Annotated in this window: 21 protein-coding genes; 10 read left to right on the top strand and 11 right to left on the bottom strand. The window is 58.4% G+C overall.

The genetic code is table 11. The features are described from left to right. Positions 1 to 4 precede the first annotated feature (4 nt). The 8 genes from GOV89_RS21280 (at position 5) to GOV89_RS21245 (ending at position 8,462) form a co-directional block, all read left to right on the top strand. A complete protein-coding gene (locus GOV89_RS21280; RefSeq protein ID WP_171179325.1) occupies positions 5 to 1,111 on the top strand; it encodes an ABC transporter permease in 1,107 nt (368 codons plus the stop codon). A 1-nt stretch (position 1,112) separates the two neighbouring features. Further along, on the top strand, positions 1,113 to 1,934 hold the full coding sequence (locus GOV89_RS21275; protein WP_171179327.1) for an ATP-binding cassette domain-containing protein: 822 nt from the start codon (positions 1,113 to 1,115) through the stop codon (positions 1,932 to 1,934). A 153-nt stretch (positions 1,935 to 2,087) separates the two neighbouring features. Next, positions 2,088 to 3,920, top strand: coding sequence for a 3D-(3,5/4)-trihydroxycyclohexane-1,2-dione acylhydrolase (decyclizing) (gene iolD, locus GOV89_RS21270; protein WP_171179329.1), 1,833 nt, complete (start codon positions 2,088 to 2,090; stop codon positions 3,918 to 3,920). After that, positions 3,917 to 4,816 carry a myo-inosose-2 dehydratase gene (gene iolE / locus GOV89_RS21265; RefSeq protein WP_171179331.1) on the top strand — a complete coding sequence of 300 codons (900 nt, stop codon included), beginning with the start codon at positions 3,917 to 3,919 and terminating at the stop codon, positions 4,814 to 4,816. Before iolD ends, iolE begins: the two co-directional genes overlap by 4 nt. A 48-nt stretch (positions 4,817 to 4,864) precedes the next feature. Then, positions 4,865 to 6,046 (top strand): phytanoyl-CoA dioxygenase family protein, encoded by a 1,182-nt coding sequence (locus GOV89_RS21260; RefSeq protein ID WP_171239050.1) that lies wholly within the window; start codon positions 4,865 to 4,867, stop codon positions 6,044 to 6,046. A 48-nt stretch (positions 6,047 to 6,094) separates the two neighbouring features. After that, the gene (iolB, locus tag GOV89_RS21255) at positions 6,095 to 6,901 is read left to right on the top strand and encodes a 5-deoxy-glucuronate isomerase (protein WP_171179334.1); all 807 of its coding nucleotides are present in this window, start codon (positions 6,095 to 6,097) and stop codon (positions 6,899 to 6,901) included. Further along, positions 6,898 to 7,656, top strand: a complete 759-nt coding sequence (locus GOV89_RS21250) for an SDR family NAD(P)-dependent oxidoreductase (protein ID WP_171179336.1) — start codon at positions 6,898 to 6,900, stop codon at positions 7,654 to 7,656. The genes iolB and GOV89_RS21250 overlap by 4 nt, the downstream gene beginning before the upstream one ends. A 26-nt stretch (positions 7,657 to 7,682) precedes the next feature. Further along, positions 7,683 to 8,462 (top strand): TIM barrel protein, encoded by a 780-nt coding sequence (locus GOV89_RS21245; RefSeq protein WP_171179338.1) that lies wholly within the window; start codon positions 7,683 to 7,685, stop codon positions 8,460 to 8,462. A 15-nt stretch (positions 8,463 to 8,477) separates the two neighbouring features. Here the strand turns inward: GOV89_RS21245 and GOV89_RS21240 are convergent, their stop codons facing one another. Genes GOV89_RS21240 through iolC form a run of 3 tightly spaced genes read right to left on the bottom strand, consistent with a single transcriptional unit; the run spans position 8,478 to position 11,140 of the window. Next, on the bottom strand, positions 8,478 to 9,317 hold the full coding sequence (locus GOV89_RS21240; protein ID WP_171179340.1) for a class II fructose-bisphosphate aldolase: 840 nt from the start codon (positions 9,315 to 9,317) through the stop codon (positions 8,478 to 8,480). Then, on the bottom strand, positions 9,314 to 10,150 hold the full coding sequence (locus GOV89_RS21235) for a 5-deoxy-glucuronate isomerase (RefSeq protein WP_171239049.1): 837 nt from the start codon (positions 10,148 to 10,150) through the stop codon (positions 9,314 to 9,316). The genes GOV89_RS21240 and GOV89_RS21235 overlap by 4 nt, the downstream gene beginning before the upstream one ends. 9 nt (positions 10,151 to 10,159) lie before the next feature. Next, a complete protein-coding gene (iolC, locus tag GOV89_RS21230; RefSeq protein WP_171179345.1) occupies positions 10,160 to 11,140 on the bottom strand; it encodes a 5-dehydro-2-deoxygluconokinase in 981 nt (326 codons plus the stop codon). A gap of 111 nt (positions 11,141 to 11,251) precedes the next feature. Here iolC and GOV89_RS21225 point away from each other — a divergent pair, with 111 nt between their 5' ends. After that, entirely contained in the window at positions 11,252 to 12,355 is a 1,104-nt protein-coding gene (locus GOV89_RS21225; RefSeq protein WP_171179347.1) for a Gfo/Idh/MocA family protein, read from the top strand. 38 nt (positions 12,356 to 12,393) lie between these two features. Then, positions 12,394 to 13,527 carry a Gfo/Idh/MocA family protein gene (locus tag GOV89_RS21220; RefSeq protein ID WP_171179349.1) on the top strand — a complete coding sequence of 378 codons (1,134 nt, stop codon included), beginning with the start codon at positions 12,394 to 12,396 and terminating at the stop codon, positions 13,525 to 13,527. Here the strand turns inward: GOV89_RS21220 and GOV89_RS21215 are convergent, their stop codons facing one another. From GOV89_RS21215 to xdhA, 8 genes are all read right to left on the bottom strand, one after another. Next, positions 13,528 to 14,526: a LacI family DNA-binding transcriptional regulator gene (locus GOV89_RS21215; protein WP_171179351.1), complete on the bottom strand. Its 999-nt coding sequence runs from the start codon at positions 14,524 to 14,526 to the stop codon at positions 13,528 to 13,530. Between the two features lie 657 nt (positions 14,527 to 15,183). Next, positions 15,184 to 16,257 (bottom strand): BMP family ABC transporter substrate-binding protein, encoded by a 1,074-nt coding sequence (locus GOV89_RS21210; protein ID WP_171239048.1) that lies wholly within the window; start codon positions 16,255 to 16,257, stop codon positions 15,184 to 15,186. Between the two features lie 31 nt (positions 16,258 to 16,288). Continuing rightward, positions 16,289 to 17,209 (bottom strand): ABC transporter permease, encoded by a 921-nt coding sequence (locus tag GOV89_RS21205; RefSeq protein WP_171093445.1) that lies wholly within the window; start codon positions 17,207 to 17,209, stop codon positions 16,289 to 16,291. After that, positions 17,209 to 18,291, bottom strand: coding sequence for an ABC transporter permease (locus tag GOV89_RS21200; RefSeq protein ID WP_171239047.1), 1,083 nt, complete (start codon positions 18,289 to 18,291; stop codon positions 17,209 to 17,211). The genes GOV89_RS21205 and GOV89_RS21200 overlap by 1 nt, the downstream gene beginning before the upstream one ends. A 62-nt stretch (positions 18,292 to 18,353) precedes the next feature. Further along, the gene (locus GOV89_RS21195; protein ID WP_171179358.1) at positions 18,354 to 19,871 is read right to left on the bottom strand and encodes an ABC transporter ATP-binding protein; all 1,518 of its coding nucleotides are present in this window, start codon (positions 19,869 to 19,871) and stop codon (positions 18,354 to 18,356) included. Further along, a complete protein-coding gene (xdhC, locus tag GOV89_RS21190; RefSeq protein WP_171179360.1) occupies positions 19,868 to 20,803 on the bottom strand; it encodes a xanthine dehydrogenase accessory protein XdhC in 936 nt (311 codons plus the stop codon). The genes GOV89_RS21195 and xdhC overlap by 4 nt, the downstream gene beginning before the upstream one ends. After that, entirely contained in the window at positions 20,803 to 23,205 is a 2,403-nt protein-coding gene (gene xdhB / locus GOV89_RS21185) for a xanthine dehydrogenase molybdopterin binding subunit (RefSeq protein ID WP_171239046.1), read from the bottom strand. The genes xdhC and xdhB overlap by 1 nt, the downstream gene beginning before the upstream one ends. Next, a complete protein-coding gene (gene xdhA / locus GOV89_RS21180; protein ID WP_171179364.1) occupies positions 23,202 to 24,599 on the bottom strand; it encodes a xanthine dehydrogenase small subunit in 1,398 nt (465 codons plus the stop codon). Before xdhA ends, xdhB begins: the two co-directional genes overlap by 4 nt. Between the last annotated feature and the right edge of the window lie 16 nt (positions 24,600 to 24,615).

Here is a 24,615-nt window from a genome sequence, read left to right as displayed (position 1 = left end):
AACGATGAGTGACTCAGCTCAAGTCGCCGGGGACGAAAGGGTCAAAAAAGAACCTTTCATGACCAAACTCATGAAACGGCCCGAACTCGGTGCGATGGCCGGTGTTGTCCTGGTGGTTATCTTTTTTGCCATCACAGCAGACGACTCGATGTTTACCCTGGCCGGGATCATGAACTTCATGACACCTGCGGCGCAGTTGGGAATTCTGGCCATCGGTGCCGCGCTTCTGATGATCGGAGGGGAGTTTGACCTGTCCATCGGCTCGATGGTGGCGTTTGCGGGCCTGTTCTTTGGCGTCTGTGTGGTCACTTGGCAGTTGCCACTGATCGTTGCGATCCCAATGACTTTTATCTTTGCAGCTTTTGTCGGGGCAATAAACGGAAACATCGTGATCCGGTCAGGTCTGCCATCCTTCATCGTGACCCTGGCTTTCCTATTCATTCTGCGCGGTCTGTCGTTGGTTGGCCTGAAGGCCGCCACCGGAGGATCGACGCAGTTGCGTGGCGTTCGTGACGTGGTTGAGAACGACTGGCTGGCTCCGTTCTTTTCAGGCGAGGCTTTCGGCGGCCTGTTTACCTGGCTGGCCGAGAAAGGCATGATCGATACCTTCAAAAGTGGTGCGCCCAAGGTGCCTGGCATCCCGGTTGAAATCCTGTGGTTCATTGTTCTGGCGCTTGCAGCAACTTACGTGCTGCTGCGAACCCCGGCAGGGAACTGGATTTTCGCGTCGGGCGGCGACAGCACGGCGGCGTCAAACTCTGGTGTGCCGGTGAACCGGGTCAAAGTTTCGCTGTTTATGCTGACCGCCTGCTGTGCCGCACTGGTCGCCATCATTACCGTGATCGACGCAGGCTCGACCGACGCACGTCGTGGCTTCCAGAAGGAATTTGAGGCGATCATCGCCGCCGTGATTGGTGGCTGTCTGCTGACAGGCGGTTATGGTTCGGCCATTGGCGCGTTTTTTGGTGCGATCATCTTCGGTATGGTTGTCATCGGTCTGACCTATACAGACTTCGATCAGGACTGGTTCCAGGTTTTCCTTGGCGCGATGCTGTTGATTGCGGTTCTGTTCAACAACGCGATCCGTAAGCGCGTAACCGGGGAGCGCTGATATGACCGAAGATACCAAGTTCCACCACGGCGATGCGGCAGCGGATGTGGCGCCCATCGTCGAAATGAAGAACATCGAAAAGCACTTTGGCAACATCATCGCTTTGGCGGGCGTCAGCTTTGACGTCAAACCGGGAGAATGTCATTGCCTGCTGGGCGACAACGGTGCAGGTAAATCAACCTTCATCAAGACCATGTCGGGCGTGCACAAACCCACCAAGGGCGAGATCTTCTTTGAAGGCAAGCCGCTGCATTTCGACACGCCTCGGGATGCGATGGAGGCGGGCATTGCGACCGTGTTCCAGGATCTGGCCATGATCCCGCTAATGAGTGTCACGCGCAACTTCTTCATGGGTCGCGAACCGACCAAGGGCAAAGGCCTGATGAAGCGGTTCGATGTCGAACAGGCGAATGATGTTTGCATGGAAGAGATGCGCAAAATGGGCATCAACCTGCGTGGGCCGGATCAGGCCGTGGGCACTTTGTCTGGCGGTGAGCGGCAGACCGTCGCCATTGCCCGCGCCGTGTATTTCGGTGCCAAGATTCTGATCTTGGACGAACCGACCTCGGCCCTTGGGGTGCGTCAAACCTCGAATGTTCTGGCAACCATCGACAAGGTGCGCAGCCAGGGGGTTGGTGTGGTCTTCATCAGCCATAACGTGCGCCACGCTTTGGCGGTGGGTGACCGGTTTACCGTGCTGAATCGCGGCAAAACGCTGGGCACGGCGACCCGTGGTGAGATTACCCCCGAACAGTTGCAGGACCTGATGGCCGGTGGTCAGGAAATGGCCGAGCTGGAAGGGTCTTTGGGCGGTACAGTCTAAACTTTGAAAACCTGGATGCCCCTCGGGGGGCATCCGACCGGGCGGTGACACCTGAGCTCACACTCAATTCAGGCTTGAGGCATTGGCCTGACATCTTCGTAAAAAAGCAACCTGTGGGCCGCTGGCAGCGGTTTCAAGTTGAAAGGGATCATGATGAGCAAGACAGTCCGACTGACCGCGGCGCAGGCTCTGGTGCGCTATCTTGGGGCGCAGATGAACGAGGCCGGAGAGCCCTTTATCGCAGGTGTCTGGGCCATTTTCGGCCATGGCAATGTTGCCGGGTTGGGTGAGGCGCTGCATGGTGTGAAAGACAGCCTGCCCACCTATCGTGGCCATAACGAACAGACCATGGCGCATTGCGCGATTGCCTATGCCAAGCAACTGGGCCGCAAACGGGCGATGGCTGTGACCTCGTCGATCGGACCGGGGGCGACCAATATGGTTACCGCTGCCGCTCTGGCCCATGTGAACCGCCTGCCTGTTTTGCTGCTGCCCGGCGACGTGTTTGCAACCCGTGGGCCCGATCCAGTGCTTCAGCAACCCGAAGTATTCTCGGATGGAACCATCAGCGCGAATGATTGTTTCCGACCGGTCAGCCGATATTTCGACCGCGTCACGCGCCCGGAACACCTACTGACGGCCCTGCCGCGTGCCTTTCGTACCATGACAGACCCGGCCGACTGCGGCCCGGCCACCTTGGCCTTTTGCCAAGATGTGCAGGCCGAGGCATATGATTATCCCGAAAGCTTCTTCGAGCCGCGCGTCTGGTATCAGCGTCGCATTCGCCCGGATGAGGGTGAGCTGGCGAGGGCTGTGGCGGCAATCAAGGCGGCCAAACGCCCTGTGATCGTCGCGGGAGGCGGCGTGCATTATTCGGACGCAACCGCCGCGCTACAAAGCTTTGCCGAGGCGCACAACATCCCGGTGGCCGAAACACAGGCGGGCAAATCCGCATTGGCATGGGATCATCCGCTGAACGTCGGACCCATTGGTGTGACCGGTGGCGAACCCGCCAACAACATCTGCGCCGAGGCTGACCTTGTGCTGGGCGTTGGTACCCGTTTTCAGGATTTCACCACCGGGTCTTGGGGCTTGTTTGCCAACCCCGAGCGGGCTCTGATCAGTTTGAACACCGCGGCCTACGACGCCGAAAAGCACGGGGCGATGCCGCTGCAATCTGACGCGCGCGTTGGTCTGAATGAACTGGCCGAAGCGCTGGGTAACCATCGTGCGCCGGACCTGCCTGCGACGTTGAAGTCCGATTGGTTTGGCAAGGTTGATGCGCTTACCGATGCACCAAAGGACAGCAACGCGCTGCCGACGGATATGCAGGTGATCGGCGCGGTACAGCGGGCGGCCGATGCAAACACCGTTGCGATGTGTGCCGCAGGCACAATGCCGGGTGAGTTGCACAAGCTTTGGAAAGCACCGGGCCCTGGGGCTTATCACATGGAATACGGTTTCAGCTGCATGGGCTATGAAATCGCGGGCGCGATGGGGATCAAAATGGCCCACCCGGACCGGGATGTGATCTGCTTTACCGGTGACGGCACCTATATGATGGCGAATTCCGAAATGGCGACGGCGGCGATGATGGGGATTTCCTTCACCGTTGTTGTTACCGACAACCGAGGTTTCGGCTGCATCAACCGCTTGCAGATGGGCACGGGCGGGGCGGAGTTTAACAACCTTCTCGACCACACAGTCCACGAAACGGCTTCTGCCATCGACTTTGCAGCCCATGCGGCAGCGATGGGGGCGACCTCGGTCAAGGTCAGCTCGATTGCCGAGCTTGAGGACGCGCTGGCCAAACGTTCAGACGTCAAAGGCCCATACGTTGTGGTGATCGACACCGACCCGTACCCCTCGACCGAATATGGCGGAACGTGGTGGGAAGTGGCTGTGCCCGAGGTCAGCATCCGACCCGAAGTGAATGAAAAACGCGCGGCTTATGAGGTCGCCATCAAGGAAAGAAACACGAAATGAGCGTGAAGATCGGTATCTCTCCGATTGCTTGGCAGAATGACGACCTGCCTGATCTGACTGCGGCCTATACGATGGAGCAGGCGCTGAAAGAAGCGCGCGAGATTGGCTATACCGGCGTCGAGCGCGGCCAGCGGATGCCCGGCGACACCGAAGGCTTGCGTGCCTATCTGGACGCCAACGACATCGCGCTTTGTGGCGGATGGTGTTCGGGCGCAACCTTAGTCAACGACTTTGATGCAGAGGTTGCGGCTGTTCGTGAGCAAGTTGAGCAGTTTGTTGCGCTGAACAGCCCGTGCATCGTTTATGCCGAATGCTCCAATACCGTTCAGGGGCAGATTGGAACGCCGGTTAATGCCCGCCCCAGATTGTCCAAAGACGAGGTTCTGGCCTATGCGGCCAAGCTGAGCGAGTTGGCCAAGTGGACGGCAGATCAGGGTATGCCGATGGCGTATCACCATCACATGGGCACGATCATCGAAAGCGAGGATGAGGTAAACTGGCTGATGGAAGGCTCGGGTCCCGAACTGAAGCTGTGTTTCGATACCGGCCATTTGCTGTTTGGCGGTGGCGACGTGATGGCTACGCTGAACCGCTGGGGTGACCGGGTGCATCACGTTCACTTCAAAGACATCCGCCCTGACGTTGTGCAGGACACGCGTGAGAACAACCGCAGCTTCCTTGATGCAGTGATCGCAGGTGCCTTTACGGTACCCGGCGATGGCTGCATCGATTTTCAGGCTGTGGCCAATGCATTGAAAGCGATGGATTACAACGGTTGGATCGTGGTCGAGGCAGAACAAGACCCCGCCAAGGCGCCGCCCTACGAGTACTCCAAAATGGGATACGATCACATCGTCGAGGTTTGCGGCAAAGCAGGTTTGGAAATCAGCGCTTAAATCATCGCCCCACGGGGCAACACCGAAGCCATGAGAGAGGAGTATGTCATGGTCCATCAAGAACTTAGGTATGTCGGCTATTTCGACCGGGAATCCTGCGATCTGGATGAATTCAAGGTGTTGACCTCACAAAACCTGACAGCCGATGCGGTCCCACACACGGCGTCGGTGGAAAAGAACGTGCCAGTCTACGATATGCACGCTCTGCGTCCTGCGTTGGAGTGGGCGGATGAAAGAAGATCTCTGCTGGCAGAATGGGCGCGCGTGCTGGACAAGTCGGCGGGCGTAGTTGTTCTTAAGGGCGCTTTTGCGGACACGTCCGTGATCGATCGGGCGACTGACGTTTTCCAACAGATTATTGAAGAAGAACGTCAGGGCGCGGGTGGGGAAGGTGACCATTTTGCGGCCTCGGGCGCAAATGACCGAATTTGGAATGCGCTGCAAAAACAGTGCTTTCGCGACCCCGAAGGCTTTGCACTTTATTTCGGGAATGTGGCCATTGCTGCGGCCTGTGAAGCATGGCTGGGGCCAAATTACCAAGTGACCGCGCAGGTCAATCAGGTGCGCCCGGGCGGTAAAGCACAGCAGGCGCATCGGGATTACCATTTGGGCTTCCAAACGGCCGAGAGCGCTGCGCGGTATCCGGCGCATGCCCATCTGGTGACAGCGTCGCTGACCTTGCAGGGGGCAGTTGCGCATTGTGACATGCCAGTGGAAAGCGGACCAACCAAACTGTTGCCGTTCTCTCAGCTTTACCCACCGGGATACCTGGCTTTTCACGACGCAGCTCACCGCGCATATTTCGAGGAAAACTACATTCAGTTGCCGCTTGAAAAGGGTGACGCCGTTTTCTTCAACCCGGCGTTGTTTCATGCGGCGGGTGAGAACAGCAGCGCGGATATTCAGCGGATGGCGAACCTTCTGCAGATATCATCCCCTTTCGGGCGCGCGATGGAGATGATTGATCGGCATGCCATGTCGCTGGCAGTGTTCTCGTCCCTTGCCGCTCTGAAGCAACGTGGAGAGCTGGGCACGGCAGAGTTGGATGCAGCGATTGCCGCAACTGCTGAGGGCTATCCGTTTCCGACCAACCTGGACACGGACCCACCGGTTGGCGGCAACGCGCCCGACAGTCAGGCTGATATTTTGCACCAAGCTGTATCGGATGGCTGGACCAAGGCACAGCTGTCTGACGCGCTGTCCGCCTTGCAATCACGACAGGCCGCCTAAGGCCTAAACGGGCGGGCCTGAAAGCCCGCCCCAATAAGGAGAAAAAGAATGGCTGACCTGCTCAAGAAACCTTTCGGAACCCGTGGCAAGGTGCATGACATCACGCCTGCCAGCGCCGGATGGCGGTACGTGGGTTTTGGGTTGTATCACCTAAAGGCCGGGGACCGGGCAGCCGAGGTCACGGGGGACCGCGAAGTCATTCTGGTGATGGTCGAAGGCAAGGCGAAAATCACCGGGGCAGGTCAGGATTGGGGTGTGTTGGGCGAGCGGATGAACGTATTCGAAAAGACGCCACCGCATTGTCTGTACCTGCCCAACGGCACCGAATGGGAAGCTGTCGCCGAGACCGATTGCGTTTTGGCCGTCTGCTCAGCGCCGGGCAAGGGCGGTCATCAAGCGCGCCGGATCGGGCCTGATGGCATCACGCTCACCGAACGTGGCAAGGGTGTGAACACGCGATATATCAACAACATCGCGATGGAGAACGAGGACTATACCGATAGCCTGCTGGTGACAGAGGTCTTCACACCAAACGGGCACTGGTCTTCGTACCCCAGTCATCGCCATGACGAGGATGATTTCCCCAGGATCACCTATCTGGAAGAGACCTACTACCATCGGCTCAACCCTGCGAACGGGTTCGGGATACAGCGCGTTTATACCGATGACGGTCAGCTGGATGAAACGATGGCCGTATCCGATGGCGATGTTGTGACCGTCCCGCGCGGTCATCACCCTTGCGGCGCACCCTATGGGTTTGAGATGTACTATCTGAACGTCATGGCGGGACCTCTGCGGAAATGGCGATTTGTACCGGCCCCCGAGGTCGAATGGATCATGGAGCGTGACGGATGAGCAAAGATTTCGCCAATTACCCATGCCTTGCAGGAAAGACGGTTTTCATTACAGGAGGGGCCGGGGGGATTGGTGCGGAAACTGTTCGGGCCTTTGCCGAACAAGGGGCAAAGGTCGGGTTTCTGGACCTCAATGCGGATGCCGGACTTGCCTTGTTGTCGGATCTAGAGGGCGAGCACGCGTTTGCCCAATGCGATTTGCGCGACATTGAGGCGATGAACGCCGCGATGGGGCAATTGGTTGAAGAGTTGGGCGAAGCGGATGTGTTGGTCAACAATGCCGCCCATGATGACCGCCACGACTGGCGCGATGTGACGCCCGAGTATTGGGATGAGCGTATGGCGACCAATATTCGCCACATGTTTTTTGCCATTCAGTCGGTGGCTCCCAGCATGATTGCGAAGGGTGCGGGTTCGATCATAAATATCGGGTCGAATTCATGGTGGGAGGCCGGAGCGGGTTTTCCCGCTTATGCCACCGCCAAATCCGCAGTCCACGGCCTGACACGGACCATGGCGCGCGAGTTGGGGGATCACCGCATTCGCGTGAATGCGGTCGTGCCCGGCTGGATCATGACCGACCGTCAGAAAGACCTGTGGGTCACGCCCGAAGCGCTGGCCAAGCAGGTGGACCGGCAGTGCCTGCCGGACCCGATTGAACCGGTTTATGTCGCCCGAATGGTTCTGTTTTTAGCTTCAGACGACGCAGCCATGTGCAGCGCCGGGAACTTCATGGTCGAGGGCGGTTCGATCTGAACCTTTTGGGAAATTGGAGCGTTCACATGTCTCAACCCTTTCAGCTTGCGGCATGTGCCGAGATGCTGTGGCCGGACAAACCCATGGACTGGCGTGCCGCGCGCCTGACCGAGATGGGGTTTGGTGTGGGGCTTTGGAACTGGCCAGATTGGGATCTGGGCAAGCTGGAACGCGTTGGTGCGAACTATACGATCATGAACGGGTATCTTCAGGGTCGCCTTGCGGACCAAGAAGGCGCTGACATGTTGCTGCGATCCGCGCGCGAGACAGCTCAGATCGGTAAGCGCCTGGGCGTGGATCGTCTGAACCTGCACGGTACAGGCTTGGGAGATGGTGGAATTCCAATCCGGCAGTACGAGGTCGTGACCGGAGACATGTGGCTGAAGGCACGGGACACATTGCAACGCATCTGTGATCTGGCAGAGCAGGAAGATGTTGTTTTTACGTTGGAAAATCTGAACCCGCTGGACCATCCCGGCTGTCCTTTTGGGTCGACCGGGGATGTTCTGGCGCTTGTGTCCTCGGTCAATCATTCACACCTGCGCATCAATCTGGATCTATACCATACGCAGATCGGTGAAGGGGATCTTGTCCGTTGGTGCAAGAAATGCCTGCCATGGATCGGTGAAGTTCAGGTTGCTGACAATCCCGGCCGGTGTGAACCCGGAACTGGAGAGATCAATTATGCCGCCGTTGCACGGGCGTTGGATGACATGGGGTATCGCGGACCTGTCGGCCTAGAGGCTTTTGCGGCGGGCGACCCGGAAACGGCGCTTGAGGCCTTCCGGGCTGCCTTTACAATTTAAGCATGTTTGGGCGCTTTATCTTTGAGGTGGCGCGCCAAAGGCACGGATCACGGTGCGGGCAGCGGCCTCGACCGGGTCGTGGGTTTCCTTCAGTATGGTGACCCGATCAAACCTTTCAGGATCACGATTGACGGCGTCACGCATGGCGTGACCAAACGCCATGCGCAGTTCCGTTCCGATGTTGAACTTGCAAATCGAGGTCTCTCGCGCCAGTTTCATGCGCTGTTCCACCGGCACGCCTGACCCGCCGTGAATGACCAAAGGCACCTCGGTCAAGGCATCAATCTCGGCGATGCGCGCCTCATCCAAGCCCCCTTCTTTGTTCTGCTGCAAGTGAACATTGCCGACTGAAATCGCCATCGCGTCCACCCCGCTTTCACGAGCAAATATAGCGGCTTCCTCGGGGTCCGTTCCGTTCGATCCTTCGCCGCCAGAATATCCGACAAAGCCGATTTCGCCCTCGCAGGAAATCCCCGCTGCGTGGGCCATTTCGGCAATCGCGGCGGTCTCGTCGATGTTCTGTTGAAGCGGCTTGCGCGACCCATCGAACATCAGGGACGTAAACCCACTGTCCAGCGCGATCTTGCAGTCTTCATATGTGTAACCATGGTCCAGATGCGCAACGACTGGAACCGAAGCGTTTTCGGCCAGATAGCGGAACATTTTGCCCAGAATGGGCAGTGGTGTGTATTCGCGACAGCTGGGTCCGGCTTGCAGGATCACTGGCGCATTCTCGGCTTCGGCAGCGGCCACGTAAGCGCGCATGTCCTCCCAACCGAGTGTAACCAGCCCGCCAACGGCGTAACCCTGTTCATAGGCAGGTTGCAGGACGTCTTTCAGTGTGACCAGGGTCATTTGAACTTCGCGATCATGTCTTTGATGCCTGGGATTGTTTCGATCTGATAGGCATGTGTGGGTTGGAAATACTGCACCAGCGAGCGTTGGCTCAGCCCGCCGAGGATGGTGAAGTAATACATCTCATACCCCGGCAGAACGCAGCAGGGATGGTAGCCCTTGTCGATGCAGATCGTGGAGCCATCGACGATGTGATAGGCGTCGCCGGGCTCGTTGTCCTCGCGTTGCAGCATCTGTAGCCCCGAACCCCAGTTGGGTTTGAAACGGAAATTATAGGTCTCGTCGTGTCGCGTTTCGTCCGGCAGGCGGTTGGTGTCGTGCTTGTGGCTGGGAAACCCCGACCAGCCGCCCTGACCGACGGTAAACAGCTCACTCACCAACAGGCGACCGACTTTGTCGTGTTGCTTTTGGCCTAGTATGTGCTTGATCTTACGGTGTGTTTTGGTGTCGTCGCTGCCGTATTGTACAAGGTCATGATCACGCACATCGAACGGGTCCAGGACCTTGTCGTATTTGGCGCCGGCAATGAACACTTCGGTTTCATCCGACACGCAGGCCATCTGCACTTTCGCACCGACGGGCACATAAACGCCCTCGGGTTCTCCATCCCAGACATCTTCGCCCCGGTTGCCCAGCTTCGGGAAGGCAACGCCTTCGACGTCCACATCGACGCTGCCGGTGGCTGGCACGATGCAGGTCTCGTAGCCGGGAACCTGATATTCGAACGCCTCGCTCTTTTTCAGTTTGACGATGTTGAAATAGTTCAGCGGGACCGCTGGGTCATCGATGTCAACGATGGGTTTGTTCTGATTGTCAAAGGGCGCGATGTGCATGGGAGTCTCCTATGTGGTCGGGCCGGGGTGTGAGGCAAGGAACGCGTCCAGTTCAGCGGTCGTGGGCATGGCGGGCGCACAGCCCGGTTGAGACACCACAATCGATGCGCAGGCTGAGCCGCGCATGACAGCATCCTTCAGGTCATGGCCCGCGGCAATAGAGGCCAGCAGTCCCGCCATAAAACTGTCGCCTGCCCCATTGGGTTTGACAGCGGTGACCGGATAGATGCCGGTTTCAATCTCTTGCCCGTCCACCAACGTGACGGCACCTTTTTCGCCCATTTTGTAGATGACGATCCGACCGGGTTTTTCCGCCAGCTCTTTGGCCTTGGCAAAGCCCTTGTCGATACCGCCAGCCATGAACCCGAACTCTTCGTCATTGCCGACGATCAGATCGCTGGCTTCACCGGCCCGTGACAGGACCTCGGCGGCCACCTCGGGCGAAGGCCAGCTATAGGGGCGGTAGTCGATATCGAAGATGATTGGCAGGTCAACGGCTCGGGCGTTTTCGAACGCACGGAATGTGGCGCTGCGCGATGGTTCGGAGGCAAAGACTGTGCCTGCCGATATGACTGCCGAAAAGGACGAATAATCAACCTTGTCCATGTCCTCTTCAGTGACCTGAAAATCGACAGCCCCATTGCGGTAGATGACATTCTGAAAGTTCTCGATCCGGCTTTCGTAGACGGCCAAAGACATGCGGTATTCGCCGCCCAAAACGCGGATATAGGTGGTGTCTACGCCATAGTGGCGCAGACGGTTCAGGCAGAAGCGACCGACCGCATCGTCTGAGACTGACGTGATCAGAGAGGCCTGACTGCCCAGTTTAACCAATCCGGCGCAAATGTTCGCGGATGAACCACCCAGATCGGCATGGAACGTGTCGGCATCCTCGCTTTTGACGCCGATCGGATCTGCATACAGGTCCATTCCTGCGCGTCCCAGAACGGCAAAGCGGTTTCCTTTGATACCGTCTATCAGAGCGCTCAAGTCATGTCCTCCGGTAAAGTGGGTCGGCAAAGTTTGGACCTTGCGTTGAATCGATTCACACGATACTCATTTTGCAACCGGTTGCAAATAATATGTTCGGAGCCGTTGCAGATGCCTGAAATCGGAATTGGAATTGTGGGTGGCGGCTATATGGGCAAGGCTCATTCCGTTGCCATGTCGGCCGTTGGCGCGGTTTTTAACACCGCATTGAGGCCCCGGCTTGAGGTCATTTGTGCATCCAGCCCCGAAAGCGCCGAACGTTACCGGACGGCCTATTGTTTTGCGCGCGCGACCGACGATTGGCGCGTTTTGGTGGAAGACCCGAGGGTCGAGGCCATTGTGATCGCTTCACCGCAATCCACGCATCGTCAGATCGCCGAAGCAGCCTTTAGTCTGGGCAAGCCCGTGTTGTGTGAAAAGCCTTTGGGTGCATCACTTGAAGACAGTCAGGCCATGGTAGCAGCGGCCGATGCTGCAGGCGCTGTGAACATGGTAGGGTTCAACTATATTCGCACACCCGCCAGCCAGTATGCCCGCCAGCTTATAGTCGATGGAGAGATCGGCGACATCACGTGGTTCCGGGGTGAGCACACCGAAGACTTTTACGCCGATCCTCAGGCACCAGCCACGTGGCGGACAACGGGCATGGCCAATGGCACAATAGGAGATCTTGCGCCGCATATGGTGAACGGAGCGATGGCCCTGGTTGGTCCGATTGCGCAGGTGATGGCCGATGTGGAAACCGTGCATAAAACTCGGCCAGGTGGTGAGGTCACAAATGACGACCATGCCCAGATGATGTGCCGGTTCGAAAACGGCGTTATGGGCAACCTGTATTTCAGCCGCGTCGCGACGGGCCGTAAAATGGGCTATGCTTATGAAATATCAGGCACAAAAGGCGCAATCCGGTTCGATCAGGAAGACCAGAACGCGCTTTGGCTGTATAAGCGAGAGGGGCCCGAAGCTGCGCGCGGGTTCACTAAGATCCTGACAGGTCCTGCGCACCCGGACTACGAACCTTTCTGTCAGGGCCCTGGTCATGGCACCGGCTATCAGGACCAGATCATCATCGAGGCTAAGGACTTCCTTCAGGCTATCCATACCGGAGAAGCGATTTGGCCAACCTTCCGTGATGGGCATGAGGTAAACCGCGTTCTGGCCGCCGCCTTGGCGTCGTCAGACCAGCGGCAATGGAAAGACATCAGCGATTTCTGATCGCTCAATCTATGAAATTCTAAAGAGAGACGATGACCATGGCTAAGTTGAGATGGGGCATGATCGGGGGCGGTGAAGGCAGCCAGATTGGGCCTGCCCATCGCTTGGGTGCTCAGGCTGACGGACTGTTTGAATTTGCTGCTGGCGCGCTGGATCACCGGCCCGAAGCGGGCCGCGAGTATGCGCAACGACTGGGCGTTGCTGCCGATCGCGCCTATGGCAACTGGCAAGAGATGCTGGCGAGCGAGAAAGACCGGGATGATCGAATTGATCTGGTGACCATCGCCACGCCAAACTCGACCCATTTCGAGATCGCCAAGGCGTATCTCGAGGCGGGCTTCAACGTGTTGTGCGAAAAGCCGATGACCATGACGGTAGAAGAGGGCGAAGAGATCGTCCGCGTCGCTGAAGCTTCGGGCAAGATCTGCGCGGTGAACTACTGCTATTCCGCGTACCCAATGGTACGTCAGGCCCGCGCGATGGTGCGTGCAGGCGACATCGGTAAGGTGCGTCTGGTCGTTACCAATTTCAGCCATGGTCATCATGGCGATGCGACCGACGCAGACAACCCGCGTGTTCGCTGGCGCTATGATCCTGCGATGGCAGGTGTCTCGGGGCAGTTTGCCGATTGCGGTATCCATGCACTGCACATGGCCAGCTTTATCTGCGATGACGAGGTGAAGACCCTTTCCGCCGATCTGACCTCGACCATCGCCAGTCGTGAACTGGAAGACGATGCAATGATCAACTTCCGGATGGAAGGCGGCACAGTCGGGCGTCTCTGGACGTCATCGGTGGCAATCGGGCGGCAACATGGCTTTGATATTCAGGTTTTTGGGGAAACCGGCGGGCTGCGCTGGGCATCCGAGCAACCTAATCAGTTGATCTATACCCCGGTGGGTGGGCGTACCCAGATCATCGAAAAGGGCGAGGGCGGTCTTCACGACGAGGTTCAGCGATTGTCTCGGGTCGCAATCGCGCACCCAGAAGGGTTCCCTTTGGCCGTAGCCAACATCTATTGCGATCTGGCCGATGCAATTCGCGGTGAAAGCCGGGATGGCTTGCCCGGAGCCGCAGATGGTGTCAGGTCCATCGCAGCTGTCCATGCGGCTGTTGCTTCGGGCAAAGCGGATGGTGCGTGGCAGGATGCCCGTCCACCAATGTTTCGCTGATCAGGGGCGGGGCCGCAACGTGCCCCGCTCAATCACCCGGCAAGGGAAAATACGGGCCTCGGGATAGCGCTGGGGCTCTTTCAACATCTCGACAACCAGATCGACGGATGAGGTAATGATCTGCTTGATCGGCTGGTGAATCGTCGTCAGATCGATGCTTTCCCAGCGCGACATTTCCATGTCGTTCAGGCCGATGATTCCGACATCTTTGCCCGGCCGCAAACTGTGATCTTTCAACGCTGACAGTGCGCCAATCGACAGGATGTCGTCGCCACAGAAATAAGCTTGGGCCGGATTATTGGCCAACAGCCCCAGCATCTCGGTCCGCCCTGCCTCGAAAGAGTAAGCCCCTGCGAAGCAATAGCTTACTTCAATCTCCGGGTGGTCTGCCAGTTCCTCCATGAAACCGCGATGCCGATCCAGGGCCGATGTTGCATCCTCAGGTCCGCCCAGATAACCGACACGCGTGTACCCACGCGCCACAAATTCGCGGGCGGCCATACGTCCGCATTCCACGTTGTCGATGCCCACGACATGCACTTCGGGCGAAGTGGCCGAGCGTCCAAATGTATGCACCACCGGCACGCCGGCATCATGAAACGCCTTGGCAAAGCTAGGTGGCAGCGTCGACGACGCCACGATGGCCGCATCCACCGAATATTGCCGCAGCATTCGGACCGAATTGGCGGGCTCGGTCTCGTCCGTCAGGTTCACGATCAACGGACGCAGGCCGCGTTCCTGCAAGGCACGCGTGAACTGATCGAAGACTTCAAGAAAAATGGGGTTGTGAAAGTTGTTCGAAATCAACCCGATCAGTTTAGTGCGCCCGGTGGTCAGCGACGAGGCAAGTGCATTCGGGCTGTAGCCAAGTTCGCGGGCTGCTTTTTCGACCTTGCTGCGTGTTTTTGCCGAGACCGAAGCGCCTTCGGTGAACGTGCGCGAGACAGCAGATCGCGATACGCCTGCAAGGGCAGCGACGTCTTTTAAGGTCACGCTCACGGGTGGCGTCTCCAACGGCAAAAGGAAAGGGATTTTGAGGTGGTTTTCATTGCCAGATCATTATGCAGTTTCGGTCAACTCCCGCAACCGGTTGCAAAGCAGCGCAGAGCGGACCCGAAATGAGTAAATCTTTTGATGGAACTTGAACACCTTGATCTGAACCAGTGCAGACAATCATATCCCATTGTCTGTTCGTTTGCGTCGGCTCAATTTGCCATCAACGCCTTCACATTTGCGGTGGCCTACCCGATTGGCGGAGAATCCGCATGCCAGAGCTTAGCCATTGGTTCTAAGGGTTCATATGAAGAAACAACCGCAAAACAGGGCCGATAAGTTACAGCATAACTCTTTCAGCTGGCTAATGTTAAAACTGTAGTGCAACAAGACCGCTCTGCATGCGGCAGGCCTTGTCGTTCCAACAACGTTGATTGAGGTGGAAGAGGCGGCACGTGCGCTAAAAGCCAGCGATATTGAAAAGCCGTTTCCTTCGGCTGGCTGTTGGGTGATACCCGCGGCGATTGCGTATCCCATTCTGGAGATCTGGGCCGATGCCCTTCATCAGATTTCAGAACGGTACACCTGACCTGCGTTTTCTAGACACTGCGATGAAAAAAGGCCCGCGTTCGTCGGGCCTTTTCTTTTAGTTATGCCCGCAGCTTACTGCGGAATTTCGCCTTCCAGCCCTTCGACATAGAAGTTCATGCCGGCCAGCGTGCCATCATCAGCCACTTCACCTTCAGTCAGCCAGTCGCTGCCGTCCTGCCTTTTCAGCGGACCGGTAAAGGGGTGGTACTCGCCCGCCGCCATGGCGGCTTTCAGTGCCAGGGCTTCTTCCTTCACATCAGCCGGTACGGCGTCTGAAATCTCGCCGATTGCAACCATGCCTTCGCGGATGCCATCCCAAGTGTTGGCGCTTTCCCATGTGCCATCCATGACGGCTTGGGTCCGGGCAATGTAGTAGGGGGCCCAATCATCGATGATCGACGAGACGCGCGGGAACGGGGCGTATTCGCTCATGTCCGACGCCTGACCAAAGGTGACAACATTGCCAGCCTCTTGTGCAGCCGCCTGCGGCGCGGTCGAGTCGGTGTGTTGCAGGATCACGTCTGCACCCTGTTCGATCAGAACAGTGGCGGCGTCAGCTTCTTTCGCAGGATCAAACCAAGTGTAGGCCCAAACGATCTTGAACTCGACATCCGGGTTCACCTTCTTGGCGTGGATATAGGCCGAGTTGATGCCGCGGATCACTTCGGGGATCGGATACGAACCGATATAGCCGATGATGTTCGACTTGGTCATATTGCCCGCGATGTGGCCCTGAACAGCGCGGCCCTCGTAGAAACGTGCTGAATAGACCGAGACGTTGTCGGCTGTTTTATAGCCGGTCGCGTGCTCGAATTTTACGTTCGGGAACTTCTTAGCCACGTTGATGGTCGGATCCATATAGCCGAACGACGTGGTAAAGATCAGATCAGCGCCTTCCAGCGCCATCTGGGTCATTACACGCTCAGCATCGGGACCTTCGGGAACCGATTCAACAAAGACGGTTTCAACCTTGTCGCCAAAGTGATCCTCGACGGCCAGACGGCCCTTGTTGTGCTCATAGGTCCAGCCGCCGTCGCCCACCGGACCGACATAGACGAAGCCGACCTTGGTTTTGTCTTCGGCCATAGCGCCTGTGGCTAGGCCCAGTGCCATGGCGGCACTTGCCAGAAGTGTAGTGAATTTCATGTGTTACTCCCCAAGTTGGTTCAGTTGGCCCCTAGTGCGAGGCATGGAAGGTCCGGCCCAGTGAGGCAGGTGCGCTGCTCTTGTCGGCCGAAAGGATCACAAGCACAAGGATCGTGATGATATAAGGCGACATTGCCAGATACTCGACAGGAATGGCAACGCCCGCTGCCTGCAAATTAAGCTGCAACACAGTGATGCCGCCAAACAAGTAAGCCCCCAGCAAGGCGCGCCATGGTTTCCAGCTGGCAAACACCACAAGCGCCAGAGCGATCCAGCCCACACCCGCGGTCATTCCTTCGGTCCACTGAGGCACGCGGATCAAGCTGATATAGGCGCCACCCAGACCCGCACAGGCCCCGCCGAAAAGGATCGCCATGATGCGGATCTTGATGACCTTATAGCCAAGTGCGTGTGCGGCATCGTGATTTTCGCCGACCGCGCGCAGAATCAGACCGACGCGGGTGTATTTCAGCGTCGCCCAGACCGCTGCGGTCAAAGCGATACCGACATAAAGGATCGGGTCATGCTGGAACAGGATTGGGCCGATGACCGGGATATCGCTGATCACCGGGATATGAATGTCGCCCATACTCGGGGGTTTGACGCCTACATAGCTCTGCCCCATCAGTGCGCTGAATCCCAGCCCGAACAGGGTCAGTGCAAGGCCACTTGCCACCTGATTGGCCAAGGCCACCTGTGTCAACAAAACAAACAGCAAAGACAGAACCGCGCCGCCAATGGCCGCCGCGACAAAGCCCAGCCAGGGCGACCCGGTCTCGACCGAGATCGCAAAGCCACTGATCGCGCCTACGATCATCATGCCCTCGACGCCAAGGTTCAGAACACCTGCTTTCTCAACGACCAGTTCTCCGATCGCGGCCAGCAGCAGGGGAGTTGCGGCCACCATCAGCGAAGCGACCAGAAGGACGGGGTTGATTTCACCAAGGTCCATTATGCTACCTCGCTACGCGCCGCACGGATGCGGTAGTTGGTCAGAAGATCGAAAGCCAGAAGGAAGAACAGCAGCATCCCCTGGAACACCTGAATGGCAGCGGCTGGCAGGCCCAGCTGCGATTGCGCGATTTCCCCGCCGATATAAGTCAGCGCCATCAGGCCACCGGCCAGCAGGATACCCACCGGATGCAGGCGGCCCAGAAAAGCAACGATAATCGCGGTGAAGCCATAGCCAACGTTGAAATCGATGCTGACCACGCCCGAAGGCCCTGAGACCTCGAACATCCCTGCCAGCCCGGCCAGTGCCCCGGAGAGGCCCAGACAGAACAGAATCAGCCGCGCCGGATTCACACCCGCGAATTTCGCCGCACGAGGTGCCTCACCAGTCAAACGGATGTGAAAACCCAGCATGTGCCGGTTCAGCAGGATATAGGCAAAGATCACGGCAATCAGTGCAGTGACGACGCCCCAATGCATACCTGACCCGGCGATCAACTCGGCGTTGTGCGCACTGTCATATTGCTGCAGGTTGCGCGAACCGGGAAAGCCAAAGCCCTCTGGGTTCTTCAGCAGACCCAGTGAGACCGAGGCAAGCATCTGCTCGGCCACATAGACCAGCATAAGCGACACCAGGATTTCATTGGTGCCAAAGCGCACTTTCAAAAAGGCCGGGATCATCGCCCAAAGCCAGCCGCCGAACGCGCCTGCGATTACCATGATCGGGAAGATGAAAAACGCATCCATAGGAAAAAAGGCCAGCCCAGCACCAGCGCTGAAAATGGCACCCATGATGTACTGACCTTCGGCCCCAATGTTCCAGATGCCAGCCCGAAAGCCCAGCGAAAGACCAATGGCGATCAAAACCAACGGCGCGCCTTTCACCAACAATTGGGGACGGTAGTAGAAGGCGAACTCGCCAAACAGTGGTTCCCAGAAAATGGTGCCAATGGCTTCAATTGGGTTCTTGCCCAGAATGGCGAACAAGATGCCGCCAAACACCATCGTCGCCAACACCGCAACCAAAGGGGTGGCATAAGACCACGCCTTGGACGGCTGTGGCCGTTTCTCCAACACAATCATCTGCTCACACCCCCAACTCTTCTTCTTGTTGCAAATACGGCCGCCGGAGGCGGTTCAACGCGTCACACATGCGCCACCTCCATGCCGTGGGCTCCACCCATCATCAGCCCGATCTCGTCCACCGTCAGACCCGTTGTTGGGCGCGGTGCGCTTAGCCGTCCTTCATTCAACGCCGCAAAGCTGTCCGAGATTTCCATCAGCTCATCCAGATCCTGGCTGATGCAGACCACGGCAGTCCCTTTGGCGGCCAGATCCAGAATGGCCTGCCGGATAGATGCCGCAGCAGCAGCATCCACGCCCCAGGTGGGCTGGTTTACAACCAGAACATCGGGGTTTTGCAGCACTTCACGACCGATCACGAATTTCTGCAGGTTCCCGCCAGACAAAGACCGGGCGGCATTTTCAGGACCCGGCGTGCGGACGTCAAAAGCGCTGATGATCTTTTCGGCAAAGCTCTTGGTTTCGGCCCACTTGAGGAAACCGTTGCTTTCCAGCCCTTCCCGCACCGATCCGGTCAGCAAGGCGTTTTCCGTCAGGCTCATATCCGGGGCTGCCGCATGACCCAGCCGCTCTTCGGGGGCCGTCAGCACACCCAGCTTGCGCCGCGCGGTGGGGCCGAGCTTGCCGATCCGCTGGCCGTTGAACTTGATCGCATCCGCGGCGGTCAGGATTTCACCGGACAACACGCCCAGCAATTCATCCTGCCCATTCCCGGCAACGCCACCGATGCCCAAAACCTCACCCTTGCGGACGGTCATGTGAATGTTCTTCAACGCAGTGCCGAATTCCGAGGGCGACGGGACGGACAGTCCACTGACATCCAGCGCAACTTCACCAAATTCACGCCCCGACCGTTCAGGCGTTTGCAGGGTTGATCCCACCATCATCTCGGCCATGTCCCGCGCGGAAGTTTCAGCAGGCACGCATTCGCCCACATTCTTGCCCAGCCGCAGGATCGTCGCGTGATCACACAGCGTGCGGATTTCTTCCAGCTTGTGCGAGATGTACAGGATCGACGTCCCTTCGGATCGCAGTTTGTTCAGCGTTTCAAACAGAATATCAACCTCTTGCGGGGTCAGCACGCTCGTCGGTTCGTCCATGATCAGCAGTTTAGGGTCCTGCAACAGGCAACGGATGATCTCGACGCGCTGCCGCTCACCCGCCGACAGATCGCCAACCGTGCGGTATGGGTCCAAAGGCAATCCGTAGGTCTCGGACACTTCGCGGATTCGCGAGGCCAGATCGCCCATCGGCGGCGGGTTCTCCATCCCCAACGCAATATTCTCGGCCACGTTCAAAGCGTCGAACAACGAGAAGTGCTGGAACACCATCGCGATCCCGTCCGCCCGCGCGGAGCGCGGCTCGGGCGGCGCAAAAGGCTGACCGCGCAGCAGCATCGTGCCGCTGTCGGGCTTCACCAACCCATAGATAATCTTGACCAGCGTGGATTTGCCCGCGCCGTTTTCCCCCAGCAGGGCGTGAACTTCGCCCTCGCCGATGTCAAAAGACACCTGATCATTGGCCACGACACCGGGATAGGCTTTGGTCAGCCCTTGCAGGCTCAGAAGTGGAGTGGTCACGCGCTCAGGTCCTTCTTCAACTCGTTCTGCCGGGCCGGGCGCAACAGCTGCGCGGCGACGCCGACGGCGATCATCTGCGGGTGTTTGCCCAGGTTCGGATCACCAATTGGACAGGTGATCCGGCTGATCCGCTCGGGCGAGTGCCCAAGGGCCGCCAGCCGCGACCGGAATCGCGCCCATTTCGTAGCCGAGCCGATCAGTCCCGCAAAGCGGAAATCATGTAAAAGCAGCCTGTTGCACAGCTCCAGGTCCAAATTGTGTGAATAGGTCAGCACAAGATGCTCGGCATCGGTCGGTGCGTGTCGAACCAGTTCGGCCGGTTTGGTAGCTGGAACCGAGGTAACTCCGGCGGCAATCGTGTCGGGAAACCGATCCAAGCCGGTGTCGATCCAGGTGATCGCAAGGTCGGGCAGCGGTGAGAGAACATCCACCAAAGCCCGTCCGACATGACCGGCACCCCAAATCCAAAGGTTCCGGTTTGGTTTGTGCACTGGCTCAATCATCCAGCCGTCAACCATCTGGGGTTCAGGTGTGATCCCCTGACCACGCGCGGTTGCCAGCACTCGTTTGACCGACAGCGGCATCTCTTCGCCAGATGTGGCACGTGCGATGAGTGTTTCATCCAGCGTTTCCAGCGCCGCGCGGTCATAGACCTCGCTGAGCAGCGAAACCGCGCCACCGCAACATTGTCCCATCCCAGGCCCAAGCGCGTGATGGGTTAGACGCGAAGACCGGGTTTGCGCCCGCGCCGCTTCGGCCGCCTGATATTCCAGCGTCCCTCCGCCGATGGTGCCGGACTGTCCGTCCTTCCAGACAAGCATGGCTGCGCCAACCTCGCGCGGGGACGATCCTTTGATGCCGGCAATAACCACCCGGACCACTCGTCCATGGGTTTCGACCGCCTCCCTCAAAGCCTCCAGGTCAAATCCCATCAGATGCCTCCCTTCATCCTTTGGACACCGCGCCAGACTGCTTCAGCCGTGGCAGGTGCGTCGAGCGCGGGGTAGGTATCGCCACATGCCGCAACCGCGTTGGACAGGGCCAACCATGCTGAGATGCCCAACATGAAGGGCGGTTCGCCAACCGCTTTCGAGCGATAGATCGTGTCTTCGCGGTTCTCGCCATCCCAAAGCGCGACATTGAAAATGTCAGGCCGGTCAGAGCAGGCAGGAATCTTGTAGGTCGAAGGCGCATGTGTGCGCAGGTTGCCCTTGTCATCCCAGACCAGTTCCTCGGTCGTCAGCCAACCCGCGCCTTGCACGTAACCGCCTTCGACCTGCCCGATATCCAGCGCCGGGTTCAGCGATGCGCCCGCGTCATGCAGGATATCCGTGCGTAGAATGCGGTTTTCACCGGTCAGAGTATCGACGGCTACCTCGGTGACCGACGCGCCATAGGCGAAGTAGAAAAACGGGCGTCCGCGCCCTGCGATTCGGTCCCATTCGATCTTGGGCGTTTTGTAAAAACCGGTTGCCGACAAGCTTATCCGGCCCTGATAGGCCAGCGCTGCGGCTTCGGCAAAAGTGTACTTTTCTTCCCCAACCATTACGTGACCATCGGAGAAACTGACCGTCGACGGATCAGCCTGATGCCGTTCCGCCAGATAGTCTGCCATCCGGTCGCGGATCGTATCACAAGCGGCTTTCACTGCCATGCCGTTCAGATCACTGCCCGAGGACGCCGCCGTGGCCGAGGTATTGGGCACCTTGGCTGTATCCGTGGCGGTGATTTTCACCATCTCCAATGGGATGCCAAAGCGCGAGGCTGCGACTTGCGCCACTTTCTGGAACAGTCCCTGACCCATTTCGGTGCCGCCATGGTTTAGGTGGACCGAGCCGTCCTGATATACATGCACCAGCGCACCCGCCTGATTGAGGTGAGTCAGAGTGAAGGAAATCCCGAACTTGACCGGAGAGAAGGCGATGCCTTTTTTGATAACGCTGTTTTTGGCGTTCCACTCTCCAATAGCCGCCTTGCGCGCGGAGTAGTCGCTGGATTTCAGCAGTGCATCGGTCATTTCGTGCAGTTCGAAATCGCTGACCTCCATGCCGTAGGGCGTCGTGTTGCCACCAGCAGGAAGGGGACGCACCGGCGCGTTCCCGGTTTCAACCGCGCCGCGGCTGGTCAGGTCCTCATGCGGGTCGGGATGGCCCAGAAGCTTCTCTGTTGGTGCGACCTCAGCAACCGCATGCGCGGGTTCATAGTAGTTCCGGCGGCGCAGCTCGACCGGGTCCAGCCCCAGTTTATGCGCGGCGTGGTCCATCACCCGCTCGATCCCGACCATCCCCTGCGGGCCGCCAAAGCCGCGATAGGCGGTGGCGGATTGGGTGTTGGTTTTCAACCGGTGGCTTTCGATCCTTGCGTTGGGCAGCAGATAGGCATTGTCCGAATGCAGCATGGCGCGGTCGGCGACGGGCAGAGACAGGTCCTGCGCCCATCCGCAGATGGCGTAATGAAGGAACGATACGCCCTGAATATGCCCATGCTCATCGAACCCGGCCTTATAGGAAATGCGGAAGGCATGGCGCTTGCCGGTGATGATCATGTCATCGTCGCGGTCATAGCGCATCTTGCAGGCTTTGCCTGTGGCGCGCGCGGCTATGGCGCAAGCGACAGCCAGCGCGTTGCCTTGGCTTTCCTTGCCGCCAAAGCCGCCGCCCATCCGGCGGGTTTCAACCCGGACAGCGTGCATGGGGACACCCAAAGCGTCCGCTACTTTGTGCTGAATTTCGGTCGGGTGTTGTGTGGAACTGTGCACCAACATATCCGCGCCTTCATTTGGCACGGCCAGTGCAGCCTGGCCTTCGAGGTAGAAGTGCTCCTGCCCGCCAAGTTCGAACGTGCCTTCGATCACATGTGCTGCACCTGCGATGGCGGCATCCGCATCGCCTTTGGCGTAAACACGTGGGCCATCCTCGAACCGGCTATCCGCGGCCAGCGCCTCTTCAACCGTCAGGATCGGTGTGTCCTCGGCATAGTCGATCTTGCCCAGGCGCGCGGCCTTGCGCGCGGCCAGATGGCTGGTGGCGACGACCAGAAATACGGGCTGGCCGATATAGTGAACCGTGCCGTCCGACAGCAGTGGTTCATCATGGATCGAGGGCGAGACGTCGTTGGCGAAAGGCAGGTCCTCGGCCGTCATCACCATCACAACACCTTCGGCGGCCTTTACTCCCGACAGATCCATTGCGGTGATATTACCCTTGGCAATCGGGCTGATACCAAATGCCAGATGCAGCGTGCCTTTGGGTGTCGGGATGTCATCCACATATCGCGCCGAGCCGGACACATGCAGCGGCGCCGCGTCGTGGGGGAGGGGTTTGGTCACGCTCATGCCGACACCTCCAGCACGTTGGTGATCTCGCCCTGGTCTTCGAGGAAATAGCGTTCCAGCATCGCTTTGGCCGTTTCCAGACGATAGATGGCCGAGGCGCGCATGTCCGTGAGTGGTGAATAGTCCTCGGCAAAATATGGCAGCGCGGCCGCAACGGTCTCGCGTGTCCAGGGTTTGCCGATCAGTGCGGCCTCGACATGGGTTGCCCGTTTCGGAATACCGGCCATGCCGCCAAACGCGATACGCGCCTGTGTGACGGTGCCGTCCGAAACAGTGATATTGAAACAGCCGCAAACGGCCGAGATATCCTGATCGAACCGTTTGCTGAGCTTGTATGCCTTCAGCCTGTCAGGCTGACGTGGGAAGCTGACGGATTCGACGAATTCACCCGGGGCACGATCCTGCTTGCCATAGTCAATGAAGAACTCTTCCAAGGGGATCGAGCGCCGCTCATCGCCTTTGCGCAGGTGTAGGTTTGCACCCAGCGCAATAAGCGCAGGTGGATTGTCCCCTATGGGCGAACCATTTGCGATGTTGCCGCCGACGGTCGCTGCATGGCGCACCTGAACGCTGGCGTAGCGTCGGATCATTTCGGCATAGGACGGGTGAAGGTCGGCCAGGGCCTCTCCCATGCGGTTCATGTCGACCATTGCACCGAAGCGGGCTTCGGTATCGGTGATCGTGATTTCTTTCAAGTCATCACAACGGTTGAGGAATATGACCGGGTCCAGATCACGCAGCTGCTTGGTGACCCAAAGACCTACATCGGTTGCGCCGGCAACCAGGGTGGCGCTAGGGTGCTCGGCAAACAGAGACGCCAGTTCGTCAGCGCTGTTGGGGAGGAAGGGGGGCTCTGCCCCCTGGCCTGCGGCCTCCCCCCGAGGTATTTGTGAACAAGAGAAGGACCGGTCGTCAGTGATCCATTTTGGGGTTGGTTCAGCCTCGGCGGTTTTGGCAGCGCGGATGATTGGGGCGTAACCGGTGCAGCGGCACAGGTTCCCTGCAAGCTGGGTGTCGTGATCTGTTGCGCCATTTGCATGACTGGCGACCATCGACATTACAAAGCCGGGGGTGCAGAACCCGCATTGAGATCCGTGCAGGTCCACCATCGCCTGTTGTACCGGGTGGGCTTCGCCATTCGGGCCCCTGGCACCTTCGACGGTGCGGACGGCTTTGCCGTGCAATTGCGGAAGAAACAGAATGCAGGAATTCAGGGCCTTATGGCCGTCTACATCCGTGACCATGACGGTGCAGGCCCCGCAATCGCCTTCGTTGCAGCCTTCCTTGGTGCCGGTCAGGCCGCGATCCTCGCGTAGCCAATCCAGCAGGGTCGCCGTTGGATCGATATCCGCCAGCTCCACTGTCTCTCCGTTCAGAAGAAACGTGATATTCATTCGAGAAACCCGTCGC

This window comes from Ruegeria sp. HKCCA5763 (assembly GCF_013034545.1).
Lineage (GTDB): Bacteria > Pseudomonadota > Alphaproteobacteria > Rhodobacterales > Rhodobacteraceae > Ruegeria.
Note: the sequence above shows the minus strand (reverse complement) of the source record. Positions and strands in the feature narration are given on the sequence as shown.

What these genes read in the sequence shown, in the direction of transcription:
- GOV89_RS21280 (WP_171179325.1), top strand. Translation starts at nt 5, where the DNA reads ATGAGTGACTCAGCTCAAGTCGCCGGGGACGAAAGGGTCAAAAAAGAA.
- GOV89_RS21275 (WP_171179327.1), top strand. Translation starts at nt 1,113, where the DNA reads ATGACCGAAGATACCAAGTTCCACCACGGCGATGCGGCAGCGGATGTG.
- iolD (WP_171179329.1), top strand. Translation starts at nt 2,088, where the DNA reads ATGAGCAAGACAGTCCGACTGACCGCGGCGCAGGCTCTGGTGCGCTAT.
- iolE (WP_171179331.1), top strand. Translation starts at nt 3,917, where the DNA reads ATGAGCGTGAAGATCGGTATCTCTCCGATTGCTTGGCAGAATGACGAC.
- GOV89_RS21260 (WP_171239050.1), top strand. Translation starts at nt 4,865, where the DNA reads ATGGTCCATCAAGAACTTAGGTATGTCGGCTATTTCGACCGGGAATCC.
- iolB (WP_171179334.1), top strand. Translation starts at nt 6,095, where the DNA reads ATGGCTGACCTGCTCAAGAAACCTTTCGGAACCCGTGGCAAGGTGCAT.
- GOV89_RS21250 (WP_171179336.1), top strand. Translation starts at nt 6,898, where the DNA reads ATGAGCAAAGATTTCGCCAATTACCCATGCCTTGCAGGAAAGACGGTT.
- GOV89_RS21245 (WP_171179338.1), top strand. Translation starts at nt 7,683, where the DNA reads ATGTCTCAACCCTTTCAGCTTGCGGCATGTGCCGAGATGCTGTGGCCG.
- GOV89_RS21240 (WP_171179340.1), bottom strand. Translation starts at nt 9,317, where the DNA reads ATGACCCTGGTCACACTGAAAGACGTCCTGCAACCTGCCTATGAACAG.
- GOV89_RS21235 (WP_171239049.1), bottom strand. Translation starts at nt 10,150, where the DNA reads ATGCACATCGCGCCCTTTGACAATCAGAACAAACCCATCGTTGACATC.
- GOV89_RS21225 (WP_171179347.1), top strand. Translation starts at nt 11,252, where the DNA reads ATGCCTGAAATCGGAATTGGAATTGTGGGTGGCGGCTATATGGGCAAG.
- GOV89_RS21220 (WP_171179349.1), top strand. Translation starts at nt 12,394, where the DNA reads ATGGCTAAGTTGAGATGGGGCATGATCGGGGGCGGTGAAGGCAGCCAG.
- GOV89_RS21210 (WP_171239048.1), bottom strand. Translation starts at nt 16,257, where the DNA reads ATGAAATTCACTACACTTCTGGCAAGTGCCGCCATGGCACTGGGCCTA.
- GOV89_RS21205 (WP_171093445.1), bottom strand. Translation starts at nt 17,209, where the DNA reads ATGGACCTTGGTGAAATCAACCCCGTCCTTCTGGTCGCTTCGCTGATG.
- GOV89_RS21200 (WP_171239047.1), bottom strand. Translation starts at nt 18,291, where the DNA reads ATGATTGTGTTGGAGAAACGGCCACAGCCGTCCAAGGCGTGGTCTTAT.
- xdhC (WP_171179360.1), bottom strand. Translation starts at nt 20,803, where the DNA reads ATGGGATTTGACCTGGAGGCTTTGAGGGAGGCGGTCGAAACCCATGGA.
- xdhB (WP_171239046.1), bottom strand. Translation starts at nt 23,205, where the DNA reads ATGAGCGTGACCAAACCCCTCCCCCACGACGCGGCGCCGCTGCATGTG.
- xdhA (WP_171179364.1), bottom strand. Translation starts at nt 24,599, where the DNA reads ATGAATATCACGTTTCTTCTGAACGGAGAGACAGTGGAGCTGGCGGAT.